Consider the following 25,741-nt stretch of genomic DNA (forward strand, 5'->3'; position numbering starts at 1 on the left):
TCTGTCAACAGTTATTCGTGAAATTCTTCAAGATTTTCACTTAAGCTGTTTTCTTCGATATCTAAAGGTGATTTGACGACTGAGAGAAGCAATTCCCCTCAGCGCTCAACTATAATAACACGGGCATCGAAGCGATGCAAGCATTATTTGTGAATTTTTAAAATATTTTCACGAGTTGATTTCAAGCGCTGTTTCCTTGCGCAAACAGCTTTCTTATTTAATCAGAGATCTCCCCTTCTGGTCAAGCATTTTATTCTCGTAAGCCGGAATTAGAAAATTGAAATAGTAAATTCCAGCCTTGGGCAAATTTTTTTCGTTTTGTCTTTCGGAAAATCCATCCCCGTTTCCAGCCTATCGAACCGGGGAATTCGCGGTCCTTAACAGCACCAGTAGAGCTAGGGGCTGCTGTCTTTCCAGACAAAAAATCCAGCCCTTTAAAAGCGGCTGGAAACGTAAAGGATTCAGGATCAGTAAATATTTGTCTGTCCGGTTTTCTCCATCCAGGTTATCTATGTCAGGATCCCGGCGGCCCGGTTCGTATGGACGAATATGGATACGGTTTGACCGGGCTGGAAGGACTGACCGCCTGCACCGGCTGCGAGACAGCAGGAAGCATCTTGCTGTAGGTGTAGCGGCTGGCGGAAGCGGAAATCGGAGCGGTATAGACCGGACGGACAGGAACGGATACGGCGGTAAAGGCCGGTGCGCTCTGTTCCTGACTCTGGTAAACCGGCAGACTCATAACAGTAAGCAGAACGAGAGCTGGTGCCGGAAAGTTAACAGTGCAGTCCGCAAGGCCTTCAATCAGGACAGCGCCAGTGAGGCAGAGAACGAGCGGACGATAATACGGTAGATCGGCGTTGCCTTTCATATCCCAGGCAGCCTTGAACACATTGCTGGCATAGACGCAGATAACGAGCGTGCCGACCAGTCCGGAATTGAGAAGAAGATCGAGGATCAGATTATGGGCGTGCGGCGCGGGCGGTGTCATCAGCTGGCGCCAGATCATGTCGTAATACTGCGGACCGCCGCCAAAAAGCCAGTTCTGCGAAATGCCTTCGATCGCGCCCTGCCAGATTCCGATGCGGGCATCGACGGATTTCATCTCGCCAAGCCGCGGAATCAGATGCGGGAAGAGAAGAACCAGAACGCCGAGAACGCCTAGCAGAACGATGCTGATCCAGAACGGCTTTTTACTCTTTTTAAAGAACAGGTAAACCGGAACGAAGAGTACGGCCGGAGCGAGCGCCATGCGGCTGCCCGTCAGATACAGGGCACATAAGTTCAGGATGGAGGCACCTGCCCAGAACAGCTTGCCTTCGGCTTTTTTCGTATCCAGAAACAGATACAGACAGATCGCCAGGAAGAAAACAGCCATAGCCGCATACAGGTTAGGGTTATAAAACGTCAGGCGAATACGCGCGAATTCCGGCATCTGCATGAGGCCGTCCAGCAGACTCATCTGATGGATGCCCACGAGATGGCTGAACTCCGCGAAACCGCCAAGCGCAGCCAGGCACGAAAGAACGCCGGTCGCCTGCATGCCGATTTTCAGCGTCCTCGGATTGAGTATCGGGCAGATCAGCGCCACGCTCATGGCGATGATAAACGTTCCCGCGGAATTGAGAACGCCCATGCCGTTTCCGCTGGCCAGCGAGGAAAGCATCTGAAGGGATGCGAACGTATAAATCCAGAAAGCGCCAGGCTGTCTTGCAATTGAGGATATCAGTTTTCCTTTACACGCCGCGATCAGAACGACAACGGCCTGTATTGCCGTCGCGTATTCAAAGGGCAGGAAAAGAAGACCGGATCCCGCGATCATGATCCACTCATCCATGGAAGAGGAAGCCTGTACGTCATCTGTACTCTTATTTTTTATGTGAAGGAAAGCGTTTGTAAGGGCCATCGGCCTCGGCCATTGGCCGTCACTTTCCTGAATTTGACTGATCCTTTTTCTCATAAGGAAGAATTTACCACAATCTGTAAAGCCGGTCTTCATCCTCGCATTAATGTAAGCCCGTACATTTTTGTAATCGCTTCCTGTCAATCCGTTCAGGTGTTTTCTTTCCATAATTCTTCGCATTTATGACAGTTTTGTACGATTTCACAACGATTCTTCCTTTTTACCTGCGTCATTTTTGCGGGCGTTGTTCGGTTCGATCCGCCCGTTTTCCATTCTGGAAAACAAGCCGGCCGCTCCCTTTTTCCACACCTCTTCCGCTTCCTTTTCCGATACAGAAAAGACGCAGAGCCCCGGTTAAATAGGGGCTCTGCGTCAGAAATCTTGAAGTCTATGGAATGATCCGTTTGAAGGACAGCCAGAAGCCGGGGGCAGCCGGATTTCGTCGATCCTCAAAACCTTAAGACTTTCAGGTCGATATTCTGAAATGCGGTGTTTTAGAGAATATCGATGCGTCCGCGATATTTCTCGAGATACTTGCTGTTCCATTCGTCGCCATGATCCACATTGCCGGATACCCAGATTTCCGGATCCACGCCGCGATCGAGCAGACGGTCAACGACTTCCGCCATGATACCGATCAGAAGGTGCATGCCGACAATGGTCGAGGGCGAAGCAAAACGTACGCCTTCGGGCAGACGCTCGTCTTCCAGAACGGCATCGCCTTCAATGCCGCAGGCATCCAGAACGAGATCGCTGACATCTTTCAGTTTCAGGCCGGAGGAGTGGCGGGAAGCGTATTTGTTCGTATAGTCCAGAGACGTCAGGGCGATGACTTTCATGCCTTTCTTATGCGCAGCAATCGCCATATCGATTCCTGCCGGGTTGCGTCCGGAAATGGATACGATGAGCATGATGTCCTGAGGCTTGGTCACAAAGCCTTCCAGACATTTATCCGCCGTGTTTTCCAGACGTTCCATAATCTGGCACAGACGAATATCGGGATAGATGGCATACTGCGGAACCAGAATAGCATTGACCGGAACCAGACAGCCGGTGCGGTAGCACAGCTCTTCGCCAAACATCTGGGAATGACCGCCGCCAAACACGTGGAGCACGCCGCCGTCGGCCATGGATTCAGCAATCATTTCTGCAGCCTGATCGATCGCCTCTTCCTGCTCCAGAGATTTTGCCATCTGCTGCTGGCAAACCTCAAAAAACCGCTTTGCGTTTTTCATTTTCAATTACCTCTCTTTAATCGAAGCTCAAAAAATGTAAGGGCTCTACTTATATATGTAGCGTTGCACCCCTGAGAAATCAACAAAGTGCCGGTAATTGTCCGCGCTGTGCATTAACCGATTTTCCATTCAAACGTTTGGTCCAAGGGAATCGATCGTATGGGCCCACTTGTCTTTACGAGTTCTGGCGGTCCTTCAGACAGCGCATGTTCTGACCAGGCTTCTTCGTATTGTGTTTCTTTATGCCGCAGTTCTGCGTACTTTCCTTCTGAAGGGGGATAAAAAAAAGGATGCCCTGAGGCATCCAGAAATCTAGCTCTTCTTGAAAATAATGGTTTTGGAGAAAAAGTAGTTGAGGGCGATGATGATGATATTGGCGATGACTTTCCAGAACAGTGCCGGCCAGTTCATCATATCGACCGCGAAATACATGATCGCCAAATCGAAAATTTCGGAAACGAAGCGAAATCCCGCAAAGGAAACGAATTCACGGATATCCCGCTTCCATCCCTGATGACGGGAATTGAAGACGAACAGCTTGTTCGTGATGTACGCCACCAGAACCGCCGCAATCCAGGCAAGAATGTTACTGGCGGTATTGGAAATGTGCATCTGATCGTAGCTGATATGGTAGACGAGAATATTGGTCGCGGTCGCAAATACGCCCCAGAACGCATAGCGAATGAGTTCTTTATATTTAATCAGCAGAGCCTTTATCTTGTCGATCATACGTTCCTCCCGTGTTTGTTCTATGGCTTAACGAATTTGAACATCCTGTAAGGATCAAACACGTATATTGCTTTCAAGTTAATAAGACTAAACATTTTTATCAGGCCGGCGCACGAAATGCAAGAAATTGCATGCGATCGGCTCCTGTTCAAAATGTCCGTTCTGTCTAGAAAGACAGGCAGAAACCGTTTCGATTCCGCCGTCTTTTGAAATATGATTTACATCTATCCATTTTGCGTCCGCAAAATGTGAACATTTTAAAAGATTTATGGAAGATTGGCGATTTTCTTTTTCACCAGAGAAATCCTTCGTTTCAAAAAGAAAACCCGCTTGCGCGGGTTCTTTTTGATTCAGGATAGATTTGAAACTGGAAGCGATCGACTACTTCGCAGCTGCCATCTGGGCAGCAACTTCAGCAGCGAAATCTTCTTCTTTCTTTTCGATGCCTTCACCAACCTGGAAGCGGATGAATTCAGCAACGGAAGCACCATTCTCTTTGAGATACTGGTTAACTTTCTTCTTGGAGTCGAGGAAGAATTCCTGATCGAGGAGGCATTCATCCTGGAAGTGCTTGCTGACTTTTCCTTTGAGGATGCCGGCAATCATCTTTTCAGGTTTGCCCTGCAGTTTCGGATCTTCTGCGATGATCTTTCTCTGAACTTCTTCTTCGTGAGCGAGTACGTCAGCTGGTACGTCAGCCTGGCTGATGTAGCTTGGACGCATGGAAGCAATCTGCATAGCGATGTTCTTCGCTACTTCTTCGCTTCCGCCGCTCATTACTGCAAGAGCGGAGATAGCGCCTTTGTTGTGCATGTAAGCGCCGAAGATCTGATCGTCTGTCTTCTCAACGATAACGAGACGACGCAGAGTGATTTTTTCACCGATGGTTGCTGTAGCGGAAACGATCAGGTCGTTGATGGTGCCGGAAGGCGTAACGATCTCGAGGGCTTCTTCTACAGTAGCCGGTTTCTTTTCGAGCAGAACACCCTGGATGGTGTTGAGCAGTTCGAGGAACTGATCGTTTTTGGAAACGAAGTCAGTTTCGGAGTTTACTTCAAAGATGACCGCGGTATTTCCGTCTGTTGCTACGCGGGTCAGACCTTCAGCAGCAACGCGGCCAGCTTTCTTTGTGCTTTTTGCAATACCGTTCTCACGCAGCCAGTCAATGGCTTTTTCCATATCACCGTCGGTTTCAGTCAGGGCTTTTTTGCAGTCCATCATGCCCGCGCCGGTTTTTTCGCGGAGTTCTTTTACCTGTTTAGCAGTAATAGCCATAGTTCAGTCCTCTTTCTGTCCGACTAAGCGGCTGTATTTTCAGCAGTTTTTTCTTCTGTTTTTGCTTCAGCTTTAGCTTCTGGTCTTGGTCCTCTTGGGCCCTGGCCGTCTCTTGAGCCTCTGTAGCCCGGACGGTTGCCATAAGGACGCTTGCCAGCATTGCGGCGTTCCATATTTCTTTTCCGACGCTCTTCAATACGGGCTTTACGGCGTCTTTCGTTTTCAGCAATCTGAGCTTCAACATTGCGGACAACGTCTTCCATGTTGACATCTTCTTCAGGATTGTCGAGGTATGCGATTTCAAGCAGGCCGCCTTTTGCGTCTACGATAGCGTCTGCAAGAATGGTTGTGAGCAGTTTAATGGAGCGAATTGCATCGTCGTTGGAAGCGATTGGGAAATCTGCATCTTCTGGATCGCAGTTGGTGTCGAGCAGAGCGAATACAGGGATACCCAGTTTTTTAGCTTCGAGTACAGCGATGTGTTCTTCCTTCGGGTCAACGATAACGATGGCATCCGGAAGTTTTTTCATTTCCTTGATACCGCCAAGGGAAGATTCGAGTTTCGCTTTTTCTTTCAGGATCTGAGCCTGTTCTTTCTTCGTGTAAACTTCGAGTTTTCCGCTGGCTTCCATTTCTTCGATTTCAACCAGACGTTTGATACGTTTCTGGATGGTGCGGAAATTGGTGAGCAGACCGCCCAGCCAGCGTTTGTTTACATAGAAGGAACCAGAGCGAAGAGCCTGTTCTTCGATGATTTCAGCAGCCTGTTTCTTTGTGGAAACAAAGAGAACTTTTCCTCCGCGTTCGGAGATGGCTTTCAGTTCGTTGTAGGCATTTTCTACCTGTTCAAGAGTTTTGTTGAGGTCGATGATGTAGAGCCCGTTTCTGGACGTATAGATATACGGTTTCATTTTTGGGTTCCATTTGCGGGTCTGGTGTCCGAAGTGAACACCGCTCTCCAGCATCTTCTTCATGGATACAATGTTTGACATAGTTTGTCCTTTCCGTTAGTCCTCCACCCTTTCAAAGGGATGCAACATTTCCATGCACGGGCATCCGAATTCAGGGTGTGTGTAATGTAATCCGCGGTTAAAACCGCAATGAGCATTATAGCAAAGCCCTTTTCAGATCTCAAGGATTGAGACACTTACCGTCCGAAAAGTTCATACGTAAAGCGCGAAAGCCGGATTTCACCGGCGTGCTGCAGCTGGAGTCCAGTCCGAATTCCTTTTTTTCGACGAAAAAACTTCTGTTTTCTCCAGAAAACAAAAAGCTTCCGCAAAGCCGAATACAGTCATTACGGAAGCCTGAAGTCCTGAAGTACTAAGAAAGAAATTCGTACGAAGACAAAATTTTGTACGAAGACAGAACGTGAAAAATCAGGACGTCTTCTCGTCGACCATGAAGTCTTCAAAAGCTTTCTCGCAGATTTTCTGCAGTTTCTCTGTGGAAACGTGCGTATACACCTGCGTCGTCGACAGTGAAGAGTGTCCAAGCAGTTCCTGGACGACGCGCAGATTGGCCCCGCCGTCGAGCAGATGGGTGGCAAACGAATGGCGAAGCATGTGCGGATGAACGTTCATGTTCATGCCGATGCGATCCGCGTGGCTCTGCATACGGTACTGCACGCCGCGAGGCGTCAGCGGCTTTCCGTTCTTGTTATAAAACAGAAGTCCCTTCCCCGCAGACTGCGCTCGATATTTCAAAAGCAGCGGTATGAGCCATTTGGCAATGGGAACCACACGCTCCTTCTTTCCCTTGCCGACAATGACCAGTACGCGCTGATCCAGACGGATCTGCTCCCACATCAGCGAACACGCTTCCGACACACGAAGACCGCACGCGTACATCAGCGAAAACAGTACCTGATCGCGAAACTCAAGCGGATTGGACAGATCAAAGCCGCTGAGAAATTCCCGGACTTCTTCGACAAACAGAAATTCCGGAAGACTCTTTTCTTTCTTGAAGCCGTGAATGCCTTCAATAGGTACCTGCTCCATGCGGCCGCTTTCAAGCATCCAGTGATAGTAGGAGCGCAGCGTGCTGAGCTTGCGGCACATTGTCGAATTGGAAAGCATTTCGTTTTGCGGACTCTGGCGCAGATCCGCCAGAAATTCGAGAATGGCCAGCCGGTCGGCCTGCAGGTCGCTTAAGTGATGCCGGTTCAGCCAGTCCTGAAACTGACCCAGATCGTGCAAATACGCCTGGCTCGATGCGTCAGAGCGCGAGTTGGCGTAATACTGAAAACGGATGAACGCCTGAATGCGTTCATCCATTTTTTCATTTTCTAAACCCGTAGGCTGAAGAGGTGCGGCCGAAACGGAATCCTCCGTTCTGTTTTTGACTGTATCCATTTTCTGCCGCCCCTTTTCTATTGGAATTTTATGTTCTTATTTCTGGTTCTTACTTCTAGTTCTTGCGTCTGGTTCTTACGTCTGATTCTTGCTTCTCGTTCTTGTTTCTTTTTTCGGCCGTTTCTATTTTGAGTCGTCGGCCGATCCATTTTCCTTTGCGGGCTGATCCGCATTGACCAGAGCGGCCACTTCGTCAATTCGAGCCAGCGCATTGGCAGCAAGCTTTTCCTTGCGCTCTTTTTTCTTAACCTTTTCGGTCAGTTCAAAGATGCCGAAGTTGGCGTTCATCGGCTGGAAATGCTTCGGATCGGCATGGGAAATATAGTAGGCCTGTGACCCGATAGCCGTCTGGCGGCCAAAGAGAACTGGTTCTTCGCCTTTGAGCTGTCTGGCCATTGCGATGCCGGCCACCAGTCCGGACGCGGCGCTTTCCACATAGCCTTCGACACCGGCGATCTGTCCCGCAAAGAACACATCCGGGCGGCTTTTCAGGCGATACTGCTCATCGAGCAGAAGCGGAGCCTTTAAAAACGAGTTTCGATGCATGACGCCATAGCGGCTGAAGACCGCGTTTTCCAGACCGGGGATCATCCGGAACACCCGTCTCTGTTCGGGCCAGGTAAGATGCGTCTGGAAGCCGACGATGTTATAGAGAGAACCCGAAAGGTTGTCCTGGCGGAGCTGAACAACCGCTACAGGGCGTTCCCCTTCCCGTTCGAGACCGACCGGCTTGAGCGGACCAAAGAGCAGCGTCTGATAGCCTCTTCGTGCCATTTCTTCGACCGGCATGCAGCCTTCGAACACTTTGGGATCTTTTTCAAAATCGTGCAGTTTCGCGCATTCCGCTTCGATCAGCGCGTGATAAAAGCGGTCATATTCTTCCGCATTCATCGCGCAGTTAATATAGGAAGCTTCGCCGCGATCGTAGCGGCTTTTGAAATACGCCTTGGAAAAGTCGATCGAATCTTTTTCGACAATCGGTGCGGCGGCATCAAAGAAATGCATGCTGTCGATGCCGGTCAGCTCTAGAATCTGATCCGCCAGCTTGTCCGAGCAGAGCGGGCCGGCTGCAATGATGACCGGTCCTTCCGGAATTTCGGTGACTTCCTGACGTGCAACCGTAATATTTGGATGATTTTCAATCGTCTCGGTCACGATCTGCGAGAAACGCTCGCGATCGACGGCCAGTGCAGAGCCGGCGGGCACGCGGCTTTCGTCGGCTGCCTTGAGAATCAGCGAATTGAGCCGGCGCATTTCTTCTTTCATTACGCCGACTGCGTTGTTGAGCGAATCGGAGCGCAGCGAATTGGAGCAGACAAGTTCCGCAAATCCGTCTGTATGGAATGCAGGCGGATAGGCAATCGGCCGCATTTCATACAGCGTGACGTCAATCGAACGGTTTGCAAGCTGCCAGGCGGCTTCACAGCCGGCCAGTCCGCCGCCGATGACGGTTACTTTCGTCTCGCTCATCAGCTGTTTTCTCCAGACATGGAAGCCACGGCGCTCTGTTCCGCTGCCGCTTCGGCAGCGGCTTCAACGGCCGCATCCACCGCAGCGGCTTCCGCAGCACTCTGGGCCGGATCGACGTCTTTTGCGGCTTTTGGCGTCTTTTTAATGTAGCGGCACTTTGGATAGTTGGAGCAGCCGACGAACGGTTTTCCGTAGCGGCTGATGCGTTCAACAAGCGGGCTGCCGCATTCCGGACACATTTCGCCGGTCGGCTTCGGTTTGGCTTTTTCCTTCAGCGGTTCAATGTGCTTGCATTCCGGATAGCGGGTGCACGCCCAGAACGGACCGAAGCGGCCTTTCTTGATCTGCATGTGGCTGCCGCATTCCGGGCAGATCTTTTCGGTTTTCGCGAGTTCGTTTAAAACGGGATCCGCGTTTTCGGTATATTTGCACGTCGGGTAGTTGATGCAGGAAATGAACTTGCCGTAGCGGCCGTTGCGGTAGACGAGATCGCCTCCGCAGTCCGGGCAGGCGCGGCCGACTTTTTCAAGTTCCTTCTTCGGCATCTTCTCGTAGGCTTTTTCCACGAGCGGTTCGAAGTCATCGTAAAACTCCTTCAGGAATTCCACGTAGTCTTCCTGGCCTTCGGCAATAATGTCCAGGTTCTTTTCCATGTCCGCGGTGTACTGGACGTTAATGATCTTGCGGAAAAATTCCTGAAGCTTGGAGTTGGTCAGTTCGCCCTGTTCGGTCGGACGGAAGACTTTGGTCTTCGAGCCTTCGCTGCCCGGTTCCAGTGTAACGTAGCTGCGGTTTTGCAGGGTATCGATAATCGAAGCGTACGTCGACGGACGGCCGATGCTCTTTTCTTCGAGCGTCTTGATCAGTCTGGCTTCGGTATAGCGTGCAGGCGGTTCGGTGAAGTGCTGGCTGGACAAAATTTCGACGCGGTTCATCACTTCGCCCGGTTTCATGACCGGCAGCAGGCTGTTGGTCTGCTTTTCGTATTTGGAATACACCTTCGTGTAACCGTCGAACAGCATCGTCTGGCCGCTGGCGCTGAATTCGCAGCCGTCGGCTTCGAACTTGACGCTGGTCACATTGAACTGTGCATCGGCCATCAGAGAAGACAGCGTTCTTGCGTAAATGAGCGAGTACAGACGGTACTGTTCGTTGGTCAGATACGGACGAACCTTGTCCGGCGTCTGGGTGATGTCCGTTGGACGGATGGCTTCGTGAGCGTCCTGCGCGTTTGTGGAGTTTTTCTGGTGCGCGGTGCCTTTGTAGTCGGAACCGTATTCGCGGTCGATGTAGTTTTCCGCATCGGTTACGAACAGCGGAGAAAGACGGGTGGAGTCGGTACGCATGTAGGAAATCAGACCGGTGGTCGTTCCGCCGAGGTCCACACCTTCATACAGCTTCTGGGCGATGTTCATCGTCTTCTTGGCGCCGTAGCCGAGCTTTGTGGACGACTCCTGCTGGAGAGTCGACGTCGTAAACGGGAGCTTTGGCGCTTTGCTTTTCTTGCGGGTGCTCACGCTCTTTACGGTAAAGGGGATGGATTTGGCCCGCTCGAGAATCGCGTTAGCTTCCTGTTCGTTTTTGATTTCGGCTTTCTTGCCGTCGACTTTGGTCAGCGACGCTTCGAACGTCGAGTTGCCTTTTTTGACTTTGGCTTCGATCGTCCAGTATTCTTCCGCAACGAATTTGCGGATTTCTTCTTCGCGCTCCACGATCAGGCGCAGGGCAACGGACTGAACGCGTCCGGCGGATTTGGACTGGATCTTGTTCTGGAGCAGTTTGGATAGCTTGAATCCGATAATGCGGTCGAGAATACGGCGGGCTTCCTGCGAGCGCACCAGGTTCATGTCGATCTGGTGCGGATCCTGAATGGCCTGCGTTACGACCGGCTTGGTAATTTCATGAAAGGTGACGCGGTTGTTGTCATCCGTCGAAAGACCAAGTTCTCTCGCCAGATGCCAGGCGATGGCTTCTCCTTCACGGTCCGGGTCGCTTGCCAGAATGACACCGTCGGATTTCGACGCGAGACTTTTCAGTTCTTTTACGACTTCCTTCTTTTCCTTGGAAATGCGGTAGGTCGGTTTGAAGTCGTGTTCGATATCGATTCCCAGACCGCCTTTGCCGGAGGTCGCGAGATCGCAGATATGACCTTTGGAGGACACAACTTTATAGCTGTCTCCTAAATATTTTTCAATTGTCTTTGCCTTGGACGGCGATTCGACAATAACAAGTTTCTTTTTCAAATTGGAATGCCTTCCTTTCTCTAAGCACTCCATGCGGCTTCGGGGTAAATTCCGGGAGGAACCTGCAGCCGGAACTCGCCATTCTGGACGAGCGGTCTGCACCTTCCCGGCAGGGGAGTGCTGTTTATTGAAACGTTCATAGTTCTAACATCAGATTCCGCGAGTTTCAATTCCTTTTCCTGACAAGTGTAATTCCGTTTCAAAACAAATGCCTTCCTGCACTTTGGAGTCGATCACGGATTAAGGCGCGTCCTTTTGCGGATGGAACCTGTAGAGTATGAAAACAGATTCCGCCCCAAACGTCATTTTTCAAAGCCTGCGATGGGAAATTTCCATACAGAATGCTCATTTTTTCACAGACGATCTGGCAATTGCTTTTCTTGCGTTCTGAATTGAGATCCTGTCCACTTCCGATAGGAAAGTATCACGAGCTCATTCAAGCCGGCTCACGTTTTAACCGTAATTCGACTACTTCCAAAACTAGAACAGGCGTCTGAATCGTCCATTTAAAAACACAAAACTAGTCATTTCTTCAATTCGTACATTCGACAGGATGAAGGATATTTCATTTTCAGTAAAGAGACAAATTGCGGCATTCGCCTGTCCATGAAAAAAACGCCTCAGAATAACGTGAGACGTTCCTGTTTTTCTAAAATGCGGGCGACGGGACCAAAGCTTTTACGGTAAAAGTCGGTCACGCCATACTGTTCGATGGCTTCCAGATGCTTTTTCGTCGGATAGCCCTTATGGGATTTGAGTCCGTACCAGGGATACGCTTCATCGAGCCCAAGCATGTAATGATCGCGGGTCACTTTGGCAAGAATGCTGGCAGCCGCAATCGAAATCGATTTTGTATCGCCCTTGATGACGGCTTCGTGATGATCGCAGTTTCTAAGCGGCATCGCATCGCTCAGCACAAAGTCCGCCTGCGATTTTTCTGCAATCTGTTCCATGGCCTGCTGACAGGCGCGGTAAATATTGAGCGTATCGATCGTCTGCTCCGAAACGAGAACAATCCAGTAGGCTTTTGCGTCCTGGACGATCTGCGCGAACAGCGCTTCGCGTTTCTTTTCCGAAAGCTTTTTGGAGTCGTTGATCGCTTCGTTGACATAGCCCGGCTCAAAAATCACGCCAGCAACGACTGCCGGTCCGCAAAGCGGGCCCCGGCCGGCTTCATCCATGCCAAGAATGTATCGATACTGGCCCCAGAGCTCTTCTTCCATTGGATGCTTCATAAACGACAAGGACCTCGACTGTCCTATTCTGCCGAACTGGCTGGTTTGGAAGCGTCTTCTGCCTTTTCTTCGGAAGAATCCGAGACAGAGGTCTGGTCCGCGCTTTCCTTTTGAGGCGGCAGTTCCCACGTAATGCGGCCAAGCTTGCCGGAACGGATGTCCTGAATGAAGGTGCGCATGGTACGGTTTTCATCCACGGATCCTCTCTGAAGCCAGCCTTTTTTGCGGGCGGCCGCTTCGAGCGTTTCCCACGGCGTCTCTTCGATGCGATCGAGCGAATACGTCTTGAGCAGCGCTTCGGGATTGTGTTCGCACAGGAATCCGGCGCAATAGAGAGCCACATCGTCCATGTGCACGACATCGTCCTTGATCGATCCTAACGCGGCCAGAATCAGGCCGCTGTGCGGATCGTCAAATTTTGGCCAGAGTACGCCTGGCGTATCAAGAACTTCCAGATCGCTGCCGGCTTTGATCCACTGCAGAGATTTGGTGACACCGGGACGGTCTCCGGTAACGGCAGCTTTGCGGCCGGCGAGTCCGTTAATAAAGGTGGACTTGCCGACGTTAGGAATGCCGACGACCATGGCGCGCAAAGCCCGCGGACGAATGCCGCGCTTTTTCTGCTTTTCAATCAGCGCCTTATTGAGTTCGAGACTTCTGGAAATGATCTTGTTGCGAAAGCCGCCTTTAATCAGATCAACCGCCATGGCGGAGACATGATCGCTCTGCAGCGCTTCAATCCAGGCTTTCGTCTGCACCGGATCGGCTTTGTCCATCTTGGACAGAAGGACAAGACGCGGCTTGTTTCCCGCCAGCTCTTCGAGCAGCGGGTTGGCCGAAGAAAACGGCATGCGCGCATCGCGGATTTCGATGATGAAATCCACTTTCTTCAGGTTTTCCTCCATCTGGCGGCGCGCTTTGGCCATATGTCCAGGAAACCACTGAATAATTGAAGAAGGCATTATTTAACCCCCAGTTTGTTGAACGGGAACAGGACGAGAACGCCGGTTCCGAAAATTTCATCGCGTGTGATCGGGCCGACATCCGGCGAACGGGAGTCCATGGATTTCATACGGTTGTCTCCCATGACCCAGTACTCGTCTTCGCCCAGCGTTACGGGACCAAAATCAAAGGTGAAAGGTCCGTAGTCCTGCTGGTTGTGTTCGGCTTTATAGGAAGCCAGAGCGCTGTCGATAAAGTCCTGCTTCAGATAGGCGCTCTCATCGAGCTTTACACCGTCAATGTAAACGTCACCGTTTTTGGCTTCAACGGTTTCGCCCGGCAGGCCGATGACACGCTTAACCCAGCGCTCGGTCTCACCGTCTTCATTTTTCTGGTTGACCACAACGATATCGCCGCGCTGCGGATCCGAAACCATCGGGGAAATCACGCTGGTAAATCCATATTCGCCATCCTGCAGCGTCGGGTCCATGGAGTGGCCGACAACGGTTACGGGGTGTGCGATAAAGTTTACAAACAGCATGATGACAATGGCACTGATCACAAACACTTTGACGAAATCCAGAATGTCGTCAAGCAGGGTGCGGTTATCTTCGTACTGATACTGTTTCTTTTTTCTAGCCATACTGATTCTCCAATTTCTAATCTCCGTCTTCTGCGGACGGTTCGGGTTCGGGTATAAACGTTCGAATCGATACAGGACCGGCGGCCTTATATGCCGCGTCCGTCATTTTGTATCGTTCTGACTTTTTTCTCTGAATTCGCCTGTACAGACTGCGAAAAGAGACTCTCTTATTATAAACAGATTTTTTGCGCGTCCAATGTGAGGCCAAAAAGCCCACTCGCTGTCGGATGTACAGGTTCCACTATAGCGGCTAAACCTTAAAAAAAGCAGAAAAGCGCAAAAATCAAAAGGCGCTCTTCCCCGTTTTCTATACATCCCTGTCGAGAACGGAAAAAACGCGTCGACCGCGCATTTTGAAATGACGATAATACAAACAGACAGGCGATACTCGCCTGCGCAAGGAGAGCGTGTATGAACGTTACTGTTTTAGGCTGCGCCGGCTGGATTCCTGGTGCGGAACAAACCAGCTGTTTTCTGATCGAAGATCAGTCGAATCTCATTTTATTAGACGCCGGAACCGGCGCTGCCAACCTGGCGCAGCACAGGGAGCTTCTAAAGAAATACGATACGCTGACCATTCTTTTCTCCCACTATCATCTCGATCATCTCAACGGTCTGATTTATCTGCTTCCGTATCTCAAAGGCAAGACGCTGCGGCTGATGGGACCAGGAAAACTGGCGTACGCGCAGACCACGTCCGAGTTTCTGCACGATCTGATTCGTTTTCCGTTTTTCTCCCGTCCGCTCGATCGCTTCGCGGATCAGGTGATCATCGAAGACTTTCCTTCCGAACACTTTCAGATCGGCCAGACCGACATCAAGCTGCGCCCGCAGGTGCACTCCGCACCTTCGTATGAAATCACGGTCAACGACCGCCTGATCTATGCCACCGATACGAAATTCAATCCCGAAGACTGGAAGGGCCGTCCGGGAAAAGTTCTTCTGCATGAGTGCTGGGACATCTGCGACAATCCCGCCAAGCCGCATTCCTCTCTGGAAGGCTTAATGGACGGCTTAAAGGATTCTCCATGTGAGAAAATTCTGCTCATCCACAAAAATCCGGAGTGGAGTGAATCGGATCTGCAGACCATTGAACAGCGGATTGCCGGCACGCGCTTTGAACTTGCTCATGACGGGATGTCCTTCGAAGTCTAGCCTCCTCAAATCGAGAAGGCAATATAGGACGGACGAATACACAAAGCCGCACAAGGCCGCAGACAGAATCTTTTCCCGAATTCGTCTGGAAAAGCGAAAGAAAACCCGAGATTTTCAAATCTCGGGCTTTTGTTTTTAGCGACGTACTTCTTTAAGACGAGCGGACTTACCGGAGCGGTTTCTGAGGTAACGCAGTTTGTTACGACGTACTTTACCGTGACGAACAACTTCGATCTTGTCGATGATTGGGGAGTGGAGCGGGAATTTACGCTCAACGCCTACACCGTTGGAAATCTTACGAACAGTGAATGTTTCGCCGATTCCTCCGCCTTTGCGTTCGGTAACTACACCTTCAAATACCTGGATACGGCTCTTTTCGCCTTCTTTGATGCGAACGTGAACACGTACAGTGGATCCGGAACGGAATTCCGGGATGTCATTGCGAAGCTGGTTCTTAGCCACTTCGTTAACGAGGTTAAGATTCATTTCGTTCTCCTTTTATACACGCTTCTGCCTTTTGAAGATTCATAACCATGGTATCTGTCAGCGGAATCCGCAGAATCGTTGAAAGTTTATCATTTTGCACCGGGACAGGCAAATATTTTCTATTTCTGTGTCCGGGAAAATTTGCAGAAAAAGCCGTGATTCTCCTGTCTTTCCAGATCGTCGGGCAGGCGGTTTAAGCGGCCCTCCAGACATAGAAAGGCCCCGTCCTGGTACGCATCCATTTCCCTGAGAGAAAATCGTTAAGCGTGACGGGGATCTGCTGCTTTTAGAGTGCCAGATCTGACCGTTAAGTCATTGGTTTTGTAAATCCCTGGAAGCAAAGCGATCAAAAGGCGTGCAGAACGGTTTCGTTTTCTGCTTTTTATAAAATTACGCTTTCTTCAAAGATCAGGCTTCTGGCGGAATATCGGGGATAACCGGCTCTTCGGGCTGCGGTTCTTCCGGCTGCGGATCAGCGACGCCTGGGTCATAGATATTCGAGCCGTCATCATAGCCAGGATCGACGTAGCCTGGGTCCTGGATTCCCGGATCGACATAGCCGGGATCTTCTACGACATCCGGCGTTTCTTCCACCGGCTCTTCGTTTACAATCGGCTCTTCGACCTGCGCGTTTTCGGCTTCAGTATTTTCGCTTTCCTGCGAACTGACCTGCTTGCGGGTTGTGGAAGCGTGCGGGTATTCAAAGTGCTTGTAGTCATTCATGCCGGCGACATCGCCTTTCCAGACGAAGCCTTCCTTCACGAACGCCGTAACCGCATAGTCATCAGCGTAAATATAATGGTCGCCGTTGATCGTACGGTCGAGATACAGCTGTCCTTCCATCGGGAAGACGCTCAGACTTGATCCGTTATCCTTGATCAGCGGGTTATAGAGCGGGTTCAGGTCGATCGCATAGCCCATCTCGTGCACGTCGCCGCGGCTGTCTTCGCCAAGACCAAAACAGAGGCCGACGGTGTTGTTATCGGAGAAGGATTCGGAAATGCGGGTGCCGTAGGCGTCCGGCAGGATCATTTTCTGAATCGGATAGCGGTGGGTATACAGATCGTAGAAGACGTTTTCGGTCTTTTCGGCAATCTCCTTATTGACGACAATTTCGCCGACTTTGGCTTTGCCTTCAAAATCATAAAAAAGCACCCGCACATAGCGCAGATCTTCGAGCGGGATCTGATCGGTATAGCCCATCTTCTTTAAGCGTTCGCTGATCCTGTCATCGATTTCTGAAGAAAAGAAGCAGTCGCGCAGTTCGTCATCGGAAAGAATGGAGACGTTGTCGACGGTATCGAGCGCGTTCATCGTCTTGATGCCGGCAACGATATCGTCATGACGGGCTGCATTCGGGCTTGCAGTCCGATTTGTGGAAATGGCGTCCTGCAGACGGGAAAACACGTTAAAACGGGCCAGACCGTAAATGCCGCCGCCAATCAGGAGGACTGTACACAGACCCAGGATGGCCACTCGATCGCGGCGAAGACGGCGTTTCGGTGCCTTTTTCCGGGACTTCTTTCCAGCGGGCTGCGGCTTTTTGGGCGCAGCGGATCTGGTTTTTGAAGCGTTCGTCCGGGCTGTCTTTGCGGATCGGGCTGTATTTGCCGATCTGGAAGAGGCAGAGGCCGCCTTGGGTTTCGGTTTGGATATAGAGGAAGAAGAAGCGGAACGCGATCCGCTCTTCTTTGGATTTTTCTTATTCATGCTGGTCGGATTTGAACTCATACGCTTATCTTAACGATTTTTACACTAAGCGCAAAGAGAGCATACGATGACGGCCCTCTCTTTCCAAAGCGTTTGTTAAGGGCGCAGACTATCCTCATTTTTATAGCTTTCATCTTAAGAAGATGAAAGCGCCCGCATCTTCAGACACCGAAGCGGGTCAGGTTTTCCAACGGGCGCACGCACAAAAGCCTTCGCTTTCCGATCGAGCGAAGGCCTTCTTTTTAAAACGTATAAATCCCTGAATTCTGTAAACCGATCGGCAGGAGCGATCCCGGATCAGTCATTGCTGTTTGCTTCTGCAACGGTATCGATCCCGTCGGCTGCATCCGCTGCCTTTGCGTCGGCTTCTGTTTCATTTTCAGAAGCCGCGGTGCGCAGTTCTTCCTTGAGATCTTCGAGATAAATCCAGTCCTGACGGGACAGATCCGCCTTTTCGAGCAGATCCGGCCGATGGAGCAGCGTATTTTTGAGCGCCTGCTGCCGGCGCCATTTCTGGATGTTGGCATGATGACCGGAAAGGAGAACTTCCGGAACTTCCTGTCCGTCGTAAACAGCCGGTTTGGTGTACTGGGGGTATTCGAGAAGACCGTTATAAAAGGAATCGTCGCTGCTCGAATCCTTTTTGATCACTCCGTCCACCAGACGGAAAATGGCATCGCACATTGCTGCCGCAGCCGGTTCGCCGCCTGTCAGTACAAAATCGCCGAGGGAAAGCTGAATATCGGCGTGCGCACGGATGCGCTCATCAAAGCCTTCGTAATGGCCGCAAATAAGAATCAGATGCTCCAGTTTGGAAAGCTCGAGCGCTTTTTCGTGCGAAAAGCGGCTTCCCTGCGGACTTAAAAGTGCGACGACGCTGTTCGGTGTGCGTACCGATTCGAGGGCATCGAGGACCGGCTGGCACATGAGCACCATCCCCGCGCCTCCGCCATAGGGCGTATCGTCCACGTGACCGTGTTTGGACTGGGTAAAGTCGCGGAAGTTGACGAGTTCGACTTCAATCAGACCTTTGTCGATGGCACGCGAAAGGATGGACGTCTTCATCATCCCTTCAAAATATTCTGGAAACAGAGTAAGAATCGAAATTTTCATCGGAGCCCTTCCATATCTTCAATCACAATTTTCTTTTCTTCGGGATCCACCGTGCGCACGAAGGCTTCGACAAATGGAAGCAGGTAGCTTTTCTTCCTGTCTTTGGGATCGGTAACGCGAAGCACCAGATTGGCGCCGGTTTCAAGAATGTCGGTAACCTTTCCGGTCAGTTCGCCTTCCGTTGTATACACATCGCAGCCGTTAAGCTGGTGGTAGTAGTATTCGCCTTCTTCGAGTTCGCCGAGTTCTTCTTCGGGCAGATACAGCGTCTGGTTTTTCAGCTTTTCCGCCTGTTCAATGGTCGTGATTTCCTTGAAGCGAACATAGCCAAAGCCTTTGTAGACCGAATAATTATCGACGGTCAGCTTCGTATGATCGGCCAGGTAGAGGGTGTTGCCTTTCGCAAACCGCACGTCTTCCTGATCGGTGAAGAGCATGACCTTGCATTCCCCTTTCAGGCCGCGGGTATTGATAATCTTTGCGATTCGAATCATCGTGTTTCTCCTTTGAAAAAAGCTGCAGGGTTTCCTGCAGCTTTCTGGTCTTTATTAATAGGCTTCGAACTTCACAAGAATGCGCTTGTGGATCGAGCGTGCCGCTGCGGACATCATGGAGCGCAGAGCGCCGGCGATAACGCCTTTGCGGCCGATCAGTCTGGCAATATCCTTGTCGTCGGCATATACATACAACAGGATTTCCTTGTCGCTGGCCGAAGCCATGGTTTTGACCGACAGAGCCTGCGGGTGATCTGTCAGTGGTTCACACAGATCATACAGGGTTTTTTCCAGATCAATCATTGTCTTACTTTCCGAGTTTGGATTCGTGGAAGGCTTTCATTACGCCTTCGCGGGAAAGAATGCTGCGAACCGTATCGGAAGGCTGAGCGCCAGCCTGGAGCCATTTGAGAGCAGCTTCGTGGTTGAGCACAACCGGAGCATCTTTCTTAATTGGGTTATATGTGCCGATTTCTTCGATGAAACGGCCGTCACGCGGGCTTCTGGAATCCGCAGCAACAATACGGTAGAAAGGCTGTCCTTTCTTACCCATTCTTCTTAAACGCAGTTTTACCATGATTAATGTTTCCTTTCGTGTTTTTGCCTGATTAGAATACCACATCAGAATGAGCCGTCAAGCATTAATGCTTGACACGTACTTTCACATCGAGAGGCGTCATTTTTGCGATGTATTTGGTCGGATACGCCCGGTCCCGGTCGTTGCTTCGAATGAAATAGCTGCGCACAAACCAGCCGTCCTTTCCTTCATCGAGACCGATATGGACCGTTTCGTCCCCGTAAATGCGATACAGAATCACTTTGGCCTGCAGCTTTGTGCTGCCCGCCTTGGACGGATCGAAAAGGACCGCCTGCGGATTTTTGGCCGTTTCGATCATCTGTTCGATCATTTCGTATTCGTGCTTATAGTACTGAAACTCTTCCGGACAGCTTTTAGCCAGTTTTGCGAACGTGATCTTTCCGTTCTGGATGTTGTTCCAGCCGCGGATGCCGGAAAATTCGCTCAGATCGCTCAGCTGATTTTTGACGATCGAGCCGATGGAAAAGAGATGGCAGAAGCCGGACCGTTCAAATTCAACCGGCGCCGAAAAGGACTTCCCATTGCGCTTTCCATTCGCGTCCACTTCATTAAATGAATAAATGAAGGTCCGATCCGCCAGTTCTTCTTCAAAGCGTCTGGCCAGATTCTGAATGGACGGTACGTTTCGTCTTGGCAGCATGTACATGAACGTCTTGCGCAGCCAGCGAATGATTCGGGTTTTCTTCATCGTCTTCTCCTCGTCTTCTTTTATGCTTTTATGCTTCGTTTTTTCGTATTTGCCAGGTCTTATTGGAAACAGAATCCTGTACGGCTTTTACAAAATCCAGTCCGGATCTGCCTGCTCTTTTTTCATGATCTGTCCAGTACTTCATAGCCCTGGGTGCGCGATGCGCGTCAGGCGGTAAACCTCAGGCGGTAAACCATGGAAAACGTACAGCCAGACTTTCTGGCGGCTGCGTGATAATCCCGGTCATGTTCAATGCACCACTTTGCGATTTCGATTTTCTGCTCCAGCGTATAGTCGCCATGAAGCAGTTTCTTCTCCTGGTTTTCCGTTTTTGCTTCTCCCTTATATGGAGAATATGGAGAAATTGTATCGGCTTTCCTTACGCCGCAAAATACAGAAGGAAAAGAAACCGGTATTTCAGAATGCGCGCAGGCAAAGTGTCTGTTTTGGGATGGTATTGGCCATTCTCGCATGGATCTGTTTGAAAAAGCAGGAACAGCCCTCCATGCAAAAAGCTCCCTTTTCGAACTGTACGTCTGTTTTTTTCGCGCATCTCTTCGACGGGAGCTTTTTTTTTCGTATTTGCTTATTTTTATTTTTTCTTTTTCTTCTTGGATTTCTTCACTTTTTTGCTTCCCGCGTGTTTGGAAGCACCGGGCATTCCGCCGCCGCGGCGCATCGCCGCAAACGGGTTGAGGCCGCCCATGCCGGAAGACATCATCTTGGAAAGGCTCGACATCTGCTTCTGCTGTTCGATCAGCTTGTTGACGTCGGCAACTTTCATGCCGGAACCGCGGGCGATACGAATCTTGCGGCTGCTCTTAATGCAGTCGGGATGTTCTCTTTCCCACGGGGTCATGGACTGGATCATGGCCTTGAAGTGCAGGATCTGGTTGTTGATCTTGTCGTCATCGAGCTTCGCGCCCATCTTGCCCATGCCTGGGATTTTGCCAAGAACGCCGGAAAGCGATCCAAGGCGGGAAATCTGATCGTACTGGGCAAGCATGTCGTTGAAAGTGAAGACACCGGCCATCATGCGCTCAGCGGATTCCTTCGCCACTTTTTCATCGAGCTTATCCTGTGCCTGTTCGATCAGGGAGATCATGTCGCCCATGCCGAGGATACGGTCTGCCATACGATCCGGATGGAACTCTTCAAGATCGTCGACTTTTTCACCGCTCGATACAAAGAGAACCGGTACGGACGTGATGGAGCGAACGGAAAGAAGACCGCCGCCTCGTGCGTCGCCGTCCATCTTCGTTACAACAAGGCCGGTGATTTCGAGTTTTTCGTTGAATTCCTTAGCGACCGTGACGATATCCTGACCGGTCATCGCATCGACCGTCAGCAGGATATCCTGCGGTTCGATTTCCTGCTTCATCTCGCTGAGTTCTTCCATCAGCGCTTCATCGATGTGCAGACGGCCGGCGGTATCGAAGATGATCATGTCAAAGCCGTTCTGGCTGGCATAGGCTTTGGCTGCTCTGGCGGTTTCTACTGCCGGAGTTTCGGCGCCGAGCAAGAAGACTTCGACGCCAATGGACGCGCCGAGGGTTTTCAGCTGTTCAATCGCAGCCGGACGAACGACGTCGCAGGCAGCGAGCAGGACTTTTTTCTTGAGTTTTTCTTTCGCAAAACGGGCGATCTTGGCGGACGCGGTCGTTTTACCGGTACCCTGAAGGCCGACCATCATCACGCTGGTGATGCCGTTTTCATTCAGGATCAGCTTCGCGTCTTCCGGACCTAACAGGTTGACGAGTTCCTCGCGGACAATCTTGACAACCATCTGTCCTGGATTGAGCGATTCCATGACTTCGGTACCCATCGCCTTTTCCTTGATGCTGGCGATGAAGTCCTTGACGACCTGGTAGTTTACGTCGGCTTCAAGCAGAGACATGCGCACTTCCTTGAGCATGTCATTCATGTTGGATTCCGTCAGTTTTCCTTTGCCTGTAATTTTCTTCAGGGTTTTACTGAGCTTATCGGAAAGAGATTCAAATGCCATAAATGCAGGTTTCTCCTATCTTTTCTTCATTCTGATCGATCCAGGTCTGAGATACAGGATCGAACGGATCGGTTTTCATGCGATCCGCTGCGTTCACTTCAACAGACGATCTGGAATATCCAGTTTTTCCTTCCATAAAGGCGAAATCAGAAGCTGCACAGAGCCTTTTCCATGCGCCAGACCGCATTTTACACCATGCAAAATGGCGCGGTTCTCTTTTCTGATTTCCGAACGCAACCCCTATTGTAGCAAGATCCGCATACTTACGTCACGATAAAGGTGAATCGAGCGCCTCTCTGCCGGAAACGGTTTCCTCTTCTTCTGCCCGGAGGCTTTCTTCGCTTTGAAGCGGCGCAGAAAAGTCATAGTCCGCAAACGGATCCTGATAGTACGCCTGTTTTTCTGATGTCGGGGCTTCAAAGATTTTGCTTCCCAGCTTGATCCAGGCGATACCAAGCCAGGCGTAGTAGGCCAGAAAGTAGAGCGGGAAAAACGGCACGTTTTTCCACTGAAACAGATAGCGGATGAATTTCGGATCGTCCTGTCGATGACAAAAGAGAATCAGGGTATAAATGATCACCATGTCCGTGTTGTAGTAAAGCGGATCAAAGTTGAACACTTCGTTCGGGAAGTATTCGCGCAGCGTCTTTTCCTGGTACTTGTAGGCGTAGCGCATGAGATAGACGGTGCTCAGATCCATACAGTTGGTGAGCGATCCGCTGTGCGTCCAGTAATGGTAAAAGCGGTTGGGAATCGTACCGATCTTTTTTGCGGCGACAATCGCCTTGAAAATCGTGCACGTATCTTCAAACCCCGGCAGGTGTTCGGGAAAGTGCACGTGATCGAAGCACTCGCGCTTATACAGCTTGCCCCACGGGTAGTTGTTCAGATACTTCTCCCGCACGAGATGATGCACCGCTTCAAGCGTCGTAAAATCCTTGCGCCCCGACGGGTTGCGATAAAACGGCACGGGACCAAAGTCCATGACAAACCCGCACTGCAGCACGTCCAGATTGCGCTTTTTCGCCTCTTTGACCATCGTCTCGAGCATCTTTTTGTCGACAAAATCATCGCTGTCCACAAACATGACGTACTCGCCGTTTGCGCGTTTTAAGGCACGGTTTCTCGTTTTGGAGACGCCGGCGTTTTCAAAGGAATACACGTGAACGCGCGCGTCTTTTTCCGCATAGTCTTCACAGATTTCTTTCGAGGAATCCGTACTGCCATCGTTGATCAGAACGACTTCCAGATCCGGCATCGTCTGTTCAAGCAGACTGTCCAGGCATCGCTTCAGGTATTTTTCGGCGTTGTATACGGGGACAAGAATAGACACACAGGGTCGGGTCATAAACTCTCCTTTTTTTTCTTTTCTTCACGCACGCTCTCCGGCCAGTATCCATGCTGTCCTCAGATGTCTCTTTCAGGGGCGGAAACGCAAAGCCGAACGGCTGACTTTTTCCCTTTTTCTGCGTGCGGTTTTCTCTGTCAATCTTTCAATCTTTTCTTTCAGTATTCGTTATTTAGCGTTCGTATTGCACAAACGTTTATTTTCCACGGGCTGCCGGCGGTTCAAAAAACGTGCCTGTTTTCTTTTTCTCTTACGTTTTCTAGCGGACGGATCCGTCGCCAAACAGACGGTCCGCGATCCAGTTCCACAGCTTTTCAAAGCAGAAGACGATCAGAATCAGCCAGATGCTCCAGCCGACTACGCCGGCCGGATTGAGATCGAGGCGCGCCATCTGCAGACTCTTGCCAATGCCCGGCTGCAGGCCCGTCAGAATTTCACTCGTCACGCACACTTTGAAGGCGAGCGACGAGGCACTTTTGAGGGCGCTCAGAAAAGCCGGCTTCATCATCGGCAGACAGATCACAAACATCCGTACCCACGCCGGCTGCGGATAAATTTTCCATACTTCGGCGTAGCGCTTCTTGAGCGATTCGAGCTGTTCATAAAACTCGCGATACACCAGCGGAAAGAGCAGGAAAAAGCCGGTCAGAATAACCGTCTGCTCCCGGCTGGTCCAGAACAGAAGCAGGATGATGTAGCACACGTTAGGCACCGTCTGAAAGAGCGAAACCAGCTTTCCGAGAAAACTGCCGGCCGGTTTCCAGAACGCGCCCAGAAACGAAGCCGCAAGACCTAACGCAAAGGACAGAACGAGCGATTCCATCGCCCGGCCGATCGTCGACAAAGCGCTCAGTAAAAAAGTGGGCTTCTGCACCTGCAGCACCATCTGTTCCAGACACGCCCAGGGGGTCGGACAGACGAGCGCATTGTCCATGACAAGAGCAGCTGCCGTCCAAATTCCAAGCAGAATAAAAAGGAACCAGAACCATTCGATCAGACTCTTTTCCCAGGGACGGGACCGGGATGTTTTTAAGCCAAAGGAACGATCGGCTGCGCAAACGTTATCCTTTCCGGATATCGAATCTTTACTCAGGTCGATATTCTTTCCGTTTTTTTTGTCTGCGCCGGCAATCGACGGCTTTGTATTTGTTCTGTCTTTCATACTCCTAGTGAATCAGAAATTTCGATTTTCTACCGGTTTTGACTCCCGTATTTTGCATATTTCTGATGTCGATTTCTCAGTTTGCGCGCAAGAAAGGCAAAAAGCAACGAACACCGGCTTTATAAACGGTCCAGTCCGGCGTTCTGTATTCAGCAAGGTCTGTATGGAATACGTTTAGAAATCCGGCAGTCCCGCTTCGTTTACAGGTCAGGGAAAGAAGATAGAAGATTCTTCCCGAAACCGGCCATTCGAATGCTTCTTGCATGCGGAATTCAATCTTCTTTCTATGGATTTAGCTTTCTTTGTGTATACTTATCCCAATTTATCCTGATTCTTTTCGGGATCGAGAGGTCATTATGAAACTTCTTCTGCAGCAGCTTCAAACCGTTTTCGAAGGCGACACGGCTCCGTTAAGCCGCCTGAACAACATGATCGCCGCCATTTACTGGAGCGATGAAAACATCAACTGGTCCGGCCTGTACTGGATCATGCATGACGGTACGGCGGATCTGGGTTCCTTTCAGGGCAAGCCGGCCTGCGAGCGGATTGCTCCACACCATGGCGTCATCGGTCATTGCGTCGATACCCGAAAAATCACCGTGGTCAATAACGTCCACGAATTTTCCGGCCACATTGCCTGCGATGGCGATACGCGCTCGGAACTTGTGCTTCCCTTATTTGTCGATCACGCCTTCCGTGCCGTTCTCGATCTGGACGCGCTCGACGAATCCCATTTCGCCGACTGGTCTATGGACGATCTGAAGCAGATTCAGACTCTGTTCAGTCAGGTTTTGCAGGAAACGCTGGACTTCGTAAAAGACGTCATTCCTTCCTTTTAAAACCGTCTTTCTCTGGTCTGTCGCTTTTCTTTATCTTCAGCCCCGCATTTTTTGTCGTCTGGATTTTGGTCATTTGATCGGTCGATCTTTTCGGACGGATACGATTCGCGCCTT

The 25,741-nt window shown here is 50.7% G+C and carries 26 protein-coding genes; 3 read left to right on the forward strand and 23 right to left on the reverse strand.

The genetic code is table 11. The features are described from left to right. Positions 1-514 precede the first annotated feature (514 nt). The 11 genes from Q2J39_RS03360 to lepB form a co-directional block, all read right to left on the reverse strand. Positions 515-1,906: an O-antigen ligase gene (locus Q2J39_RS03360; protein WP_288339118.1), complete on the reverse strand. Its 1,392-nt coding sequence runs from the start codon at positions 1,904-1,906 to the stop codon at positions 515-517. Positions 1,907-2,397: 491 nt separating this feature from the next. After that, entirely contained in the window at positions 2,398-3,138 is a 741-nt protein-coding gene (locus Q2J39_RS03365) for a sugar isomerase domain-containing protein (protein WP_255658219.1), read from the reverse strand. 312 nt (positions 3,139-3,450) lie between these two features. Further along, on the reverse strand, positions 3,451-3,867 hold the full coding sequence (locus Q2J39_RS03370; protein ID WP_230267361.1) for a GtrA family protein: 417 nt from the start codon (positions 3,865-3,867) through the stop codon (positions 3,451-3,453). 381 nt (positions 3,868-4,248) lie between these two features. Continuing rightward, positions 4,249-5,142 (reverse strand): translation elongation factor Ts, encoded by an 894-nt coding sequence (gene tsf / locus Q2J39_RS03375; protein WP_230267360.1) that lies wholly within the window; start codon positions 5,140-5,142, stop codon positions 4,249-4,251. Positions 5,143-5,165: 23 nt separating this feature from the next. Next, entirely contained in the window at positions 5,166-6,134 is a 969-nt protein-coding gene (gene rpsB / locus Q2J39_RS03380; RefSeq protein ID WP_230267359.1) for a 30S ribosomal protein S2, read from the reverse strand. Between the two features lie 387 nt (positions 6,135-6,521). Continuing rightward, on the reverse strand, positions 6,522-7,418 hold the full coding sequence (locus tag Q2J39_RS03385) for a tyrosine-type recombinase/integrase (RefSeq protein WP_230267358.1): 897 nt from the start codon (positions 7,416-7,418) through the stop codon (positions 6,522-6,524). A gap of 201 nt (positions 7,419-7,619) precedes the next feature. Next, positions 7,620-8,966, reverse strand: coding sequence for a methylenetetrahydrofolate--tRNA-(uracil(54)-C(5))-methyltransferase (FADH(2)-oxidizing) TrmFO (gene trmFO, locus Q2J39_RS03390; RefSeq protein WP_230267357.1), 1,347 nt, complete (start codon positions 8,964-8,966; stop codon positions 7,620-7,622). After that, on the reverse strand, positions 8,966-11,209 hold the full coding sequence (topA, locus tag Q2J39_RS03395) for a type I DNA topoisomerase (RefSeq protein ID WP_288339119.1): 2,244 nt from the start codon (positions 11,207-11,209) through the stop codon (positions 8,966-8,968). Before topA ends, trmFO begins: the two co-directional genes overlap by 1 nt. Positions 11,210-11,829: 620 nt before the next feature. Next, positions 11,830-12,444, reverse strand: coding sequence for a ribonuclease HII (locus Q2J39_RS03400; RefSeq protein WP_230267355.1), 615 nt, complete (start codon positions 12,442-12,444; stop codon positions 11,830-11,832). Positions 12,445-12,467: 23 nt separating this feature from the next. After that, complete coding sequence (ylqF, locus tag Q2J39_RS03405; RefSeq protein ID WP_230267354.1) at positions 12,468-13,406, reverse strand: ribosome biogenesis GTPase YlqF; 939 nt, start codon at positions 13,404-13,406, stop codon at positions 12,468-12,470. After that, positions 13,406-14,029: a signal peptidase I gene (lepB, locus tag Q2J39_RS03410; protein ID WP_288339120.1), complete on the reverse strand. Its 624-nt coding sequence runs from the start codon at positions 14,027-14,029 to the stop codon at positions 13,406-13,408. The genes ylqF and lepB overlap by 1 nt, the downstream gene beginning before the upstream one ends. A gap of 411 nt (positions 14,030-14,440) precedes the next feature. Here lepB and Q2J39_RS03415 point away from each other — a divergent pair, with 411 nt between their 5' ends. Further along, positions 14,441-15,184 carry an MBL fold metallo-hydrolase gene (locus tag Q2J39_RS03415; protein ID WP_230267352.1) on the forward strand — a complete coding sequence of 248 codons (744 nt, stop codon included), beginning with the start codon at positions 14,441-14,443 and terminating at the stop codon, positions 15,182-15,184. A gap of 135 nt (positions 15,185-15,319) precedes the next feature. Here Q2J39_RS03415 and rplS read toward each other — a convergent pair whose 3' ends face one another. Continuing rightward, positions 15,320-15,670 carry a 50S ribosomal protein L19 gene (gene rplS / locus Q2J39_RS03420; protein ID WP_230267351.1) on the reverse strand — a complete coding sequence of 117 codons (351 nt, stop codon included), beginning with the start codon at positions 15,668-15,670 and terminating at the stop codon, positions 15,320-15,322. A gap of 408 nt (positions 15,671-16,078) precedes the next feature. Next, the gene (locus Q2J39_RS03425; protein ID WP_288339121.1) at positions 16,079-17,146 is read right to left on the reverse strand and encodes a M15 family metallopeptidase; all 1,068 of its coding nucleotides are present in this window, start codon (positions 17,144-17,146) and stop codon (positions 16,079-16,081) included. Between Q2J39_RS03425 and Q2J39_RS03430 the strand changes: the two genes are divergently transcribed. Then, complete coding sequence (locus Q2J39_RS03430; protein WP_288339122.1) at positions 17,139-17,414, forward strand: hypothetical protein; 276 nt, start codon at positions 17,139-17,141, stop codon at positions 17,412-17,414. The genes Q2J39_RS03425 and Q2J39_RS03430 overlap by 8 nt on opposite strands. 263 nt (positions 17,415-17,677) lie before the next feature. On the opposite strand, the gene trmD is transcribed toward Q2J39_RS03430, so the two are convergent. The 10 genes from trmD to Q2J39_RS03480 form a co-directional block, all read right to left on the reverse strand. Beyond that, on the reverse strand, positions 17,678-18,493 hold the full coding sequence (gene trmD / locus Q2J39_RS03435) for a tRNA (guanosine(37)-N1)-methyltransferase TrmD (protein WP_230267349.1): 816 nt from the start codon (positions 18,491-18,493) through the stop codon (positions 17,678-17,680). Continuing rightward, positions 18,490-18,987 carry a ribosome maturation factor RimM gene (gene rimM / locus Q2J39_RS03440; protein WP_230267348.1) on the reverse strand — a complete coding sequence of 166 codons (498 nt, stop codon included), beginning with the start codon at positions 18,985-18,987 and terminating at the stop codon, positions 18,490-18,492. The genes trmD and rimM overlap by 4 nt, the downstream gene beginning before the upstream one ends. A 54-nt stretch (positions 18,988-19,041) precedes the next feature. Further along, positions 19,042-19,290 carry a KH domain-containing protein gene (locus Q2J39_RS03445; RefSeq protein WP_230267347.1) on the reverse strand — a complete coding sequence of 83 codons (249 nt, stop codon included), beginning with the start codon at positions 19,288-19,290 and terminating at the stop codon, positions 19,042-19,044. Between the two features lie 4 nt (positions 19,291-19,294). Next, complete coding sequence (gene rpsP / locus Q2J39_RS03450; protein ID WP_230267367.1) at positions 19,295-19,567, reverse strand: 30S ribosomal protein S16; 273 nt, start codon at positions 19,565-19,567, stop codon at positions 19,295-19,297. Between the two features lie 61 nt (positions 19,568-19,628). Next, positions 19,629-20,273, reverse strand: a complete 645-nt coding sequence (locus tag Q2J39_RS03455) for a PBECR4 domain-containing protein (protein ID WP_230267346.1) — start codon at positions 20,271-20,273, stop codon at positions 19,629-19,631. Positions 20,274-20,440: 167 nt separating this feature from the next. Further along, entirely contained in the window at positions 20,441-20,746 is a 306-nt protein-coding gene (locus Q2J39_RS03460) for a hypothetical protein (RefSeq protein WP_288339123.1), read from the reverse strand. Between the two features lie 119 nt (positions 20,747-20,865). Next, positions 20,866-22,278 carry a signal recognition particle protein gene (ffh, locus tag Q2J39_RS03465; RefSeq protein ID WP_288339124.1) on the reverse strand — a complete coding sequence of 471 codons (1,413 nt, stop codon included), beginning with the start codon at positions 22,276-22,278 and terminating at the stop codon, positions 20,866-20,868. After that, complete coding sequence (locus Q2J39_RS03470) at positions 22,268-22,414, reverse strand: hypothetical protein (protein WP_230267343.1); 147 nt, start codon at positions 22,412-22,414, stop codon at positions 22,268-22,270. Before Q2J39_RS03470 ends, ffh begins: the two co-directional genes overlap by 11 nt. 132 nt (positions 22,415-22,546) lie before the next feature. After that, positions 22,547-23,626, reverse strand: coding sequence for a glycosyltransferase (locus tag Q2J39_RS03475; protein WP_230267342.1), 1,080 nt, complete (start codon positions 23,624-23,626; stop codon positions 22,547-22,549). A gap of 259 nt (positions 23,627-23,885) precedes the next feature. Beyond that, the gene (locus tag Q2J39_RS03480) at positions 23,886-24,788 is read right to left on the reverse strand and encodes an ABC transporter permease (protein ID WP_230267341.1); all 903 of its coding nucleotides are present in this window, start codon (positions 24,786-24,788) and stop codon (positions 23,886-23,888) included. A 302-nt stretch (positions 24,789-25,090) separates the two neighbouring features. On the opposite strand from Q2J39_RS03480, the gene Q2J39_RS03485 reads away from it, so the two are divergent. Then, the gene (locus tag Q2J39_RS03485; protein WP_353887464.1) at positions 25,091-25,627 is read left to right on the forward strand and encodes a GAF domain-containing protein; all 537 of its coding nucleotides are present in this window, start codon (positions 25,091-25,093) and stop codon (positions 25,625-25,627) included. Positions 25,628-25,741 lie beyond the last annotated feature (114 nt).

It is taken from the genome of uncultured Allobaculum sp. (assembly GCF_948576815.1).
Classification (GTDB): Bacteria; Bacillota_I; Bacilli_A; order Erysipelotrichales; family Erysipelotrichaceae; genus Allobaculum; species Allobaculum fili.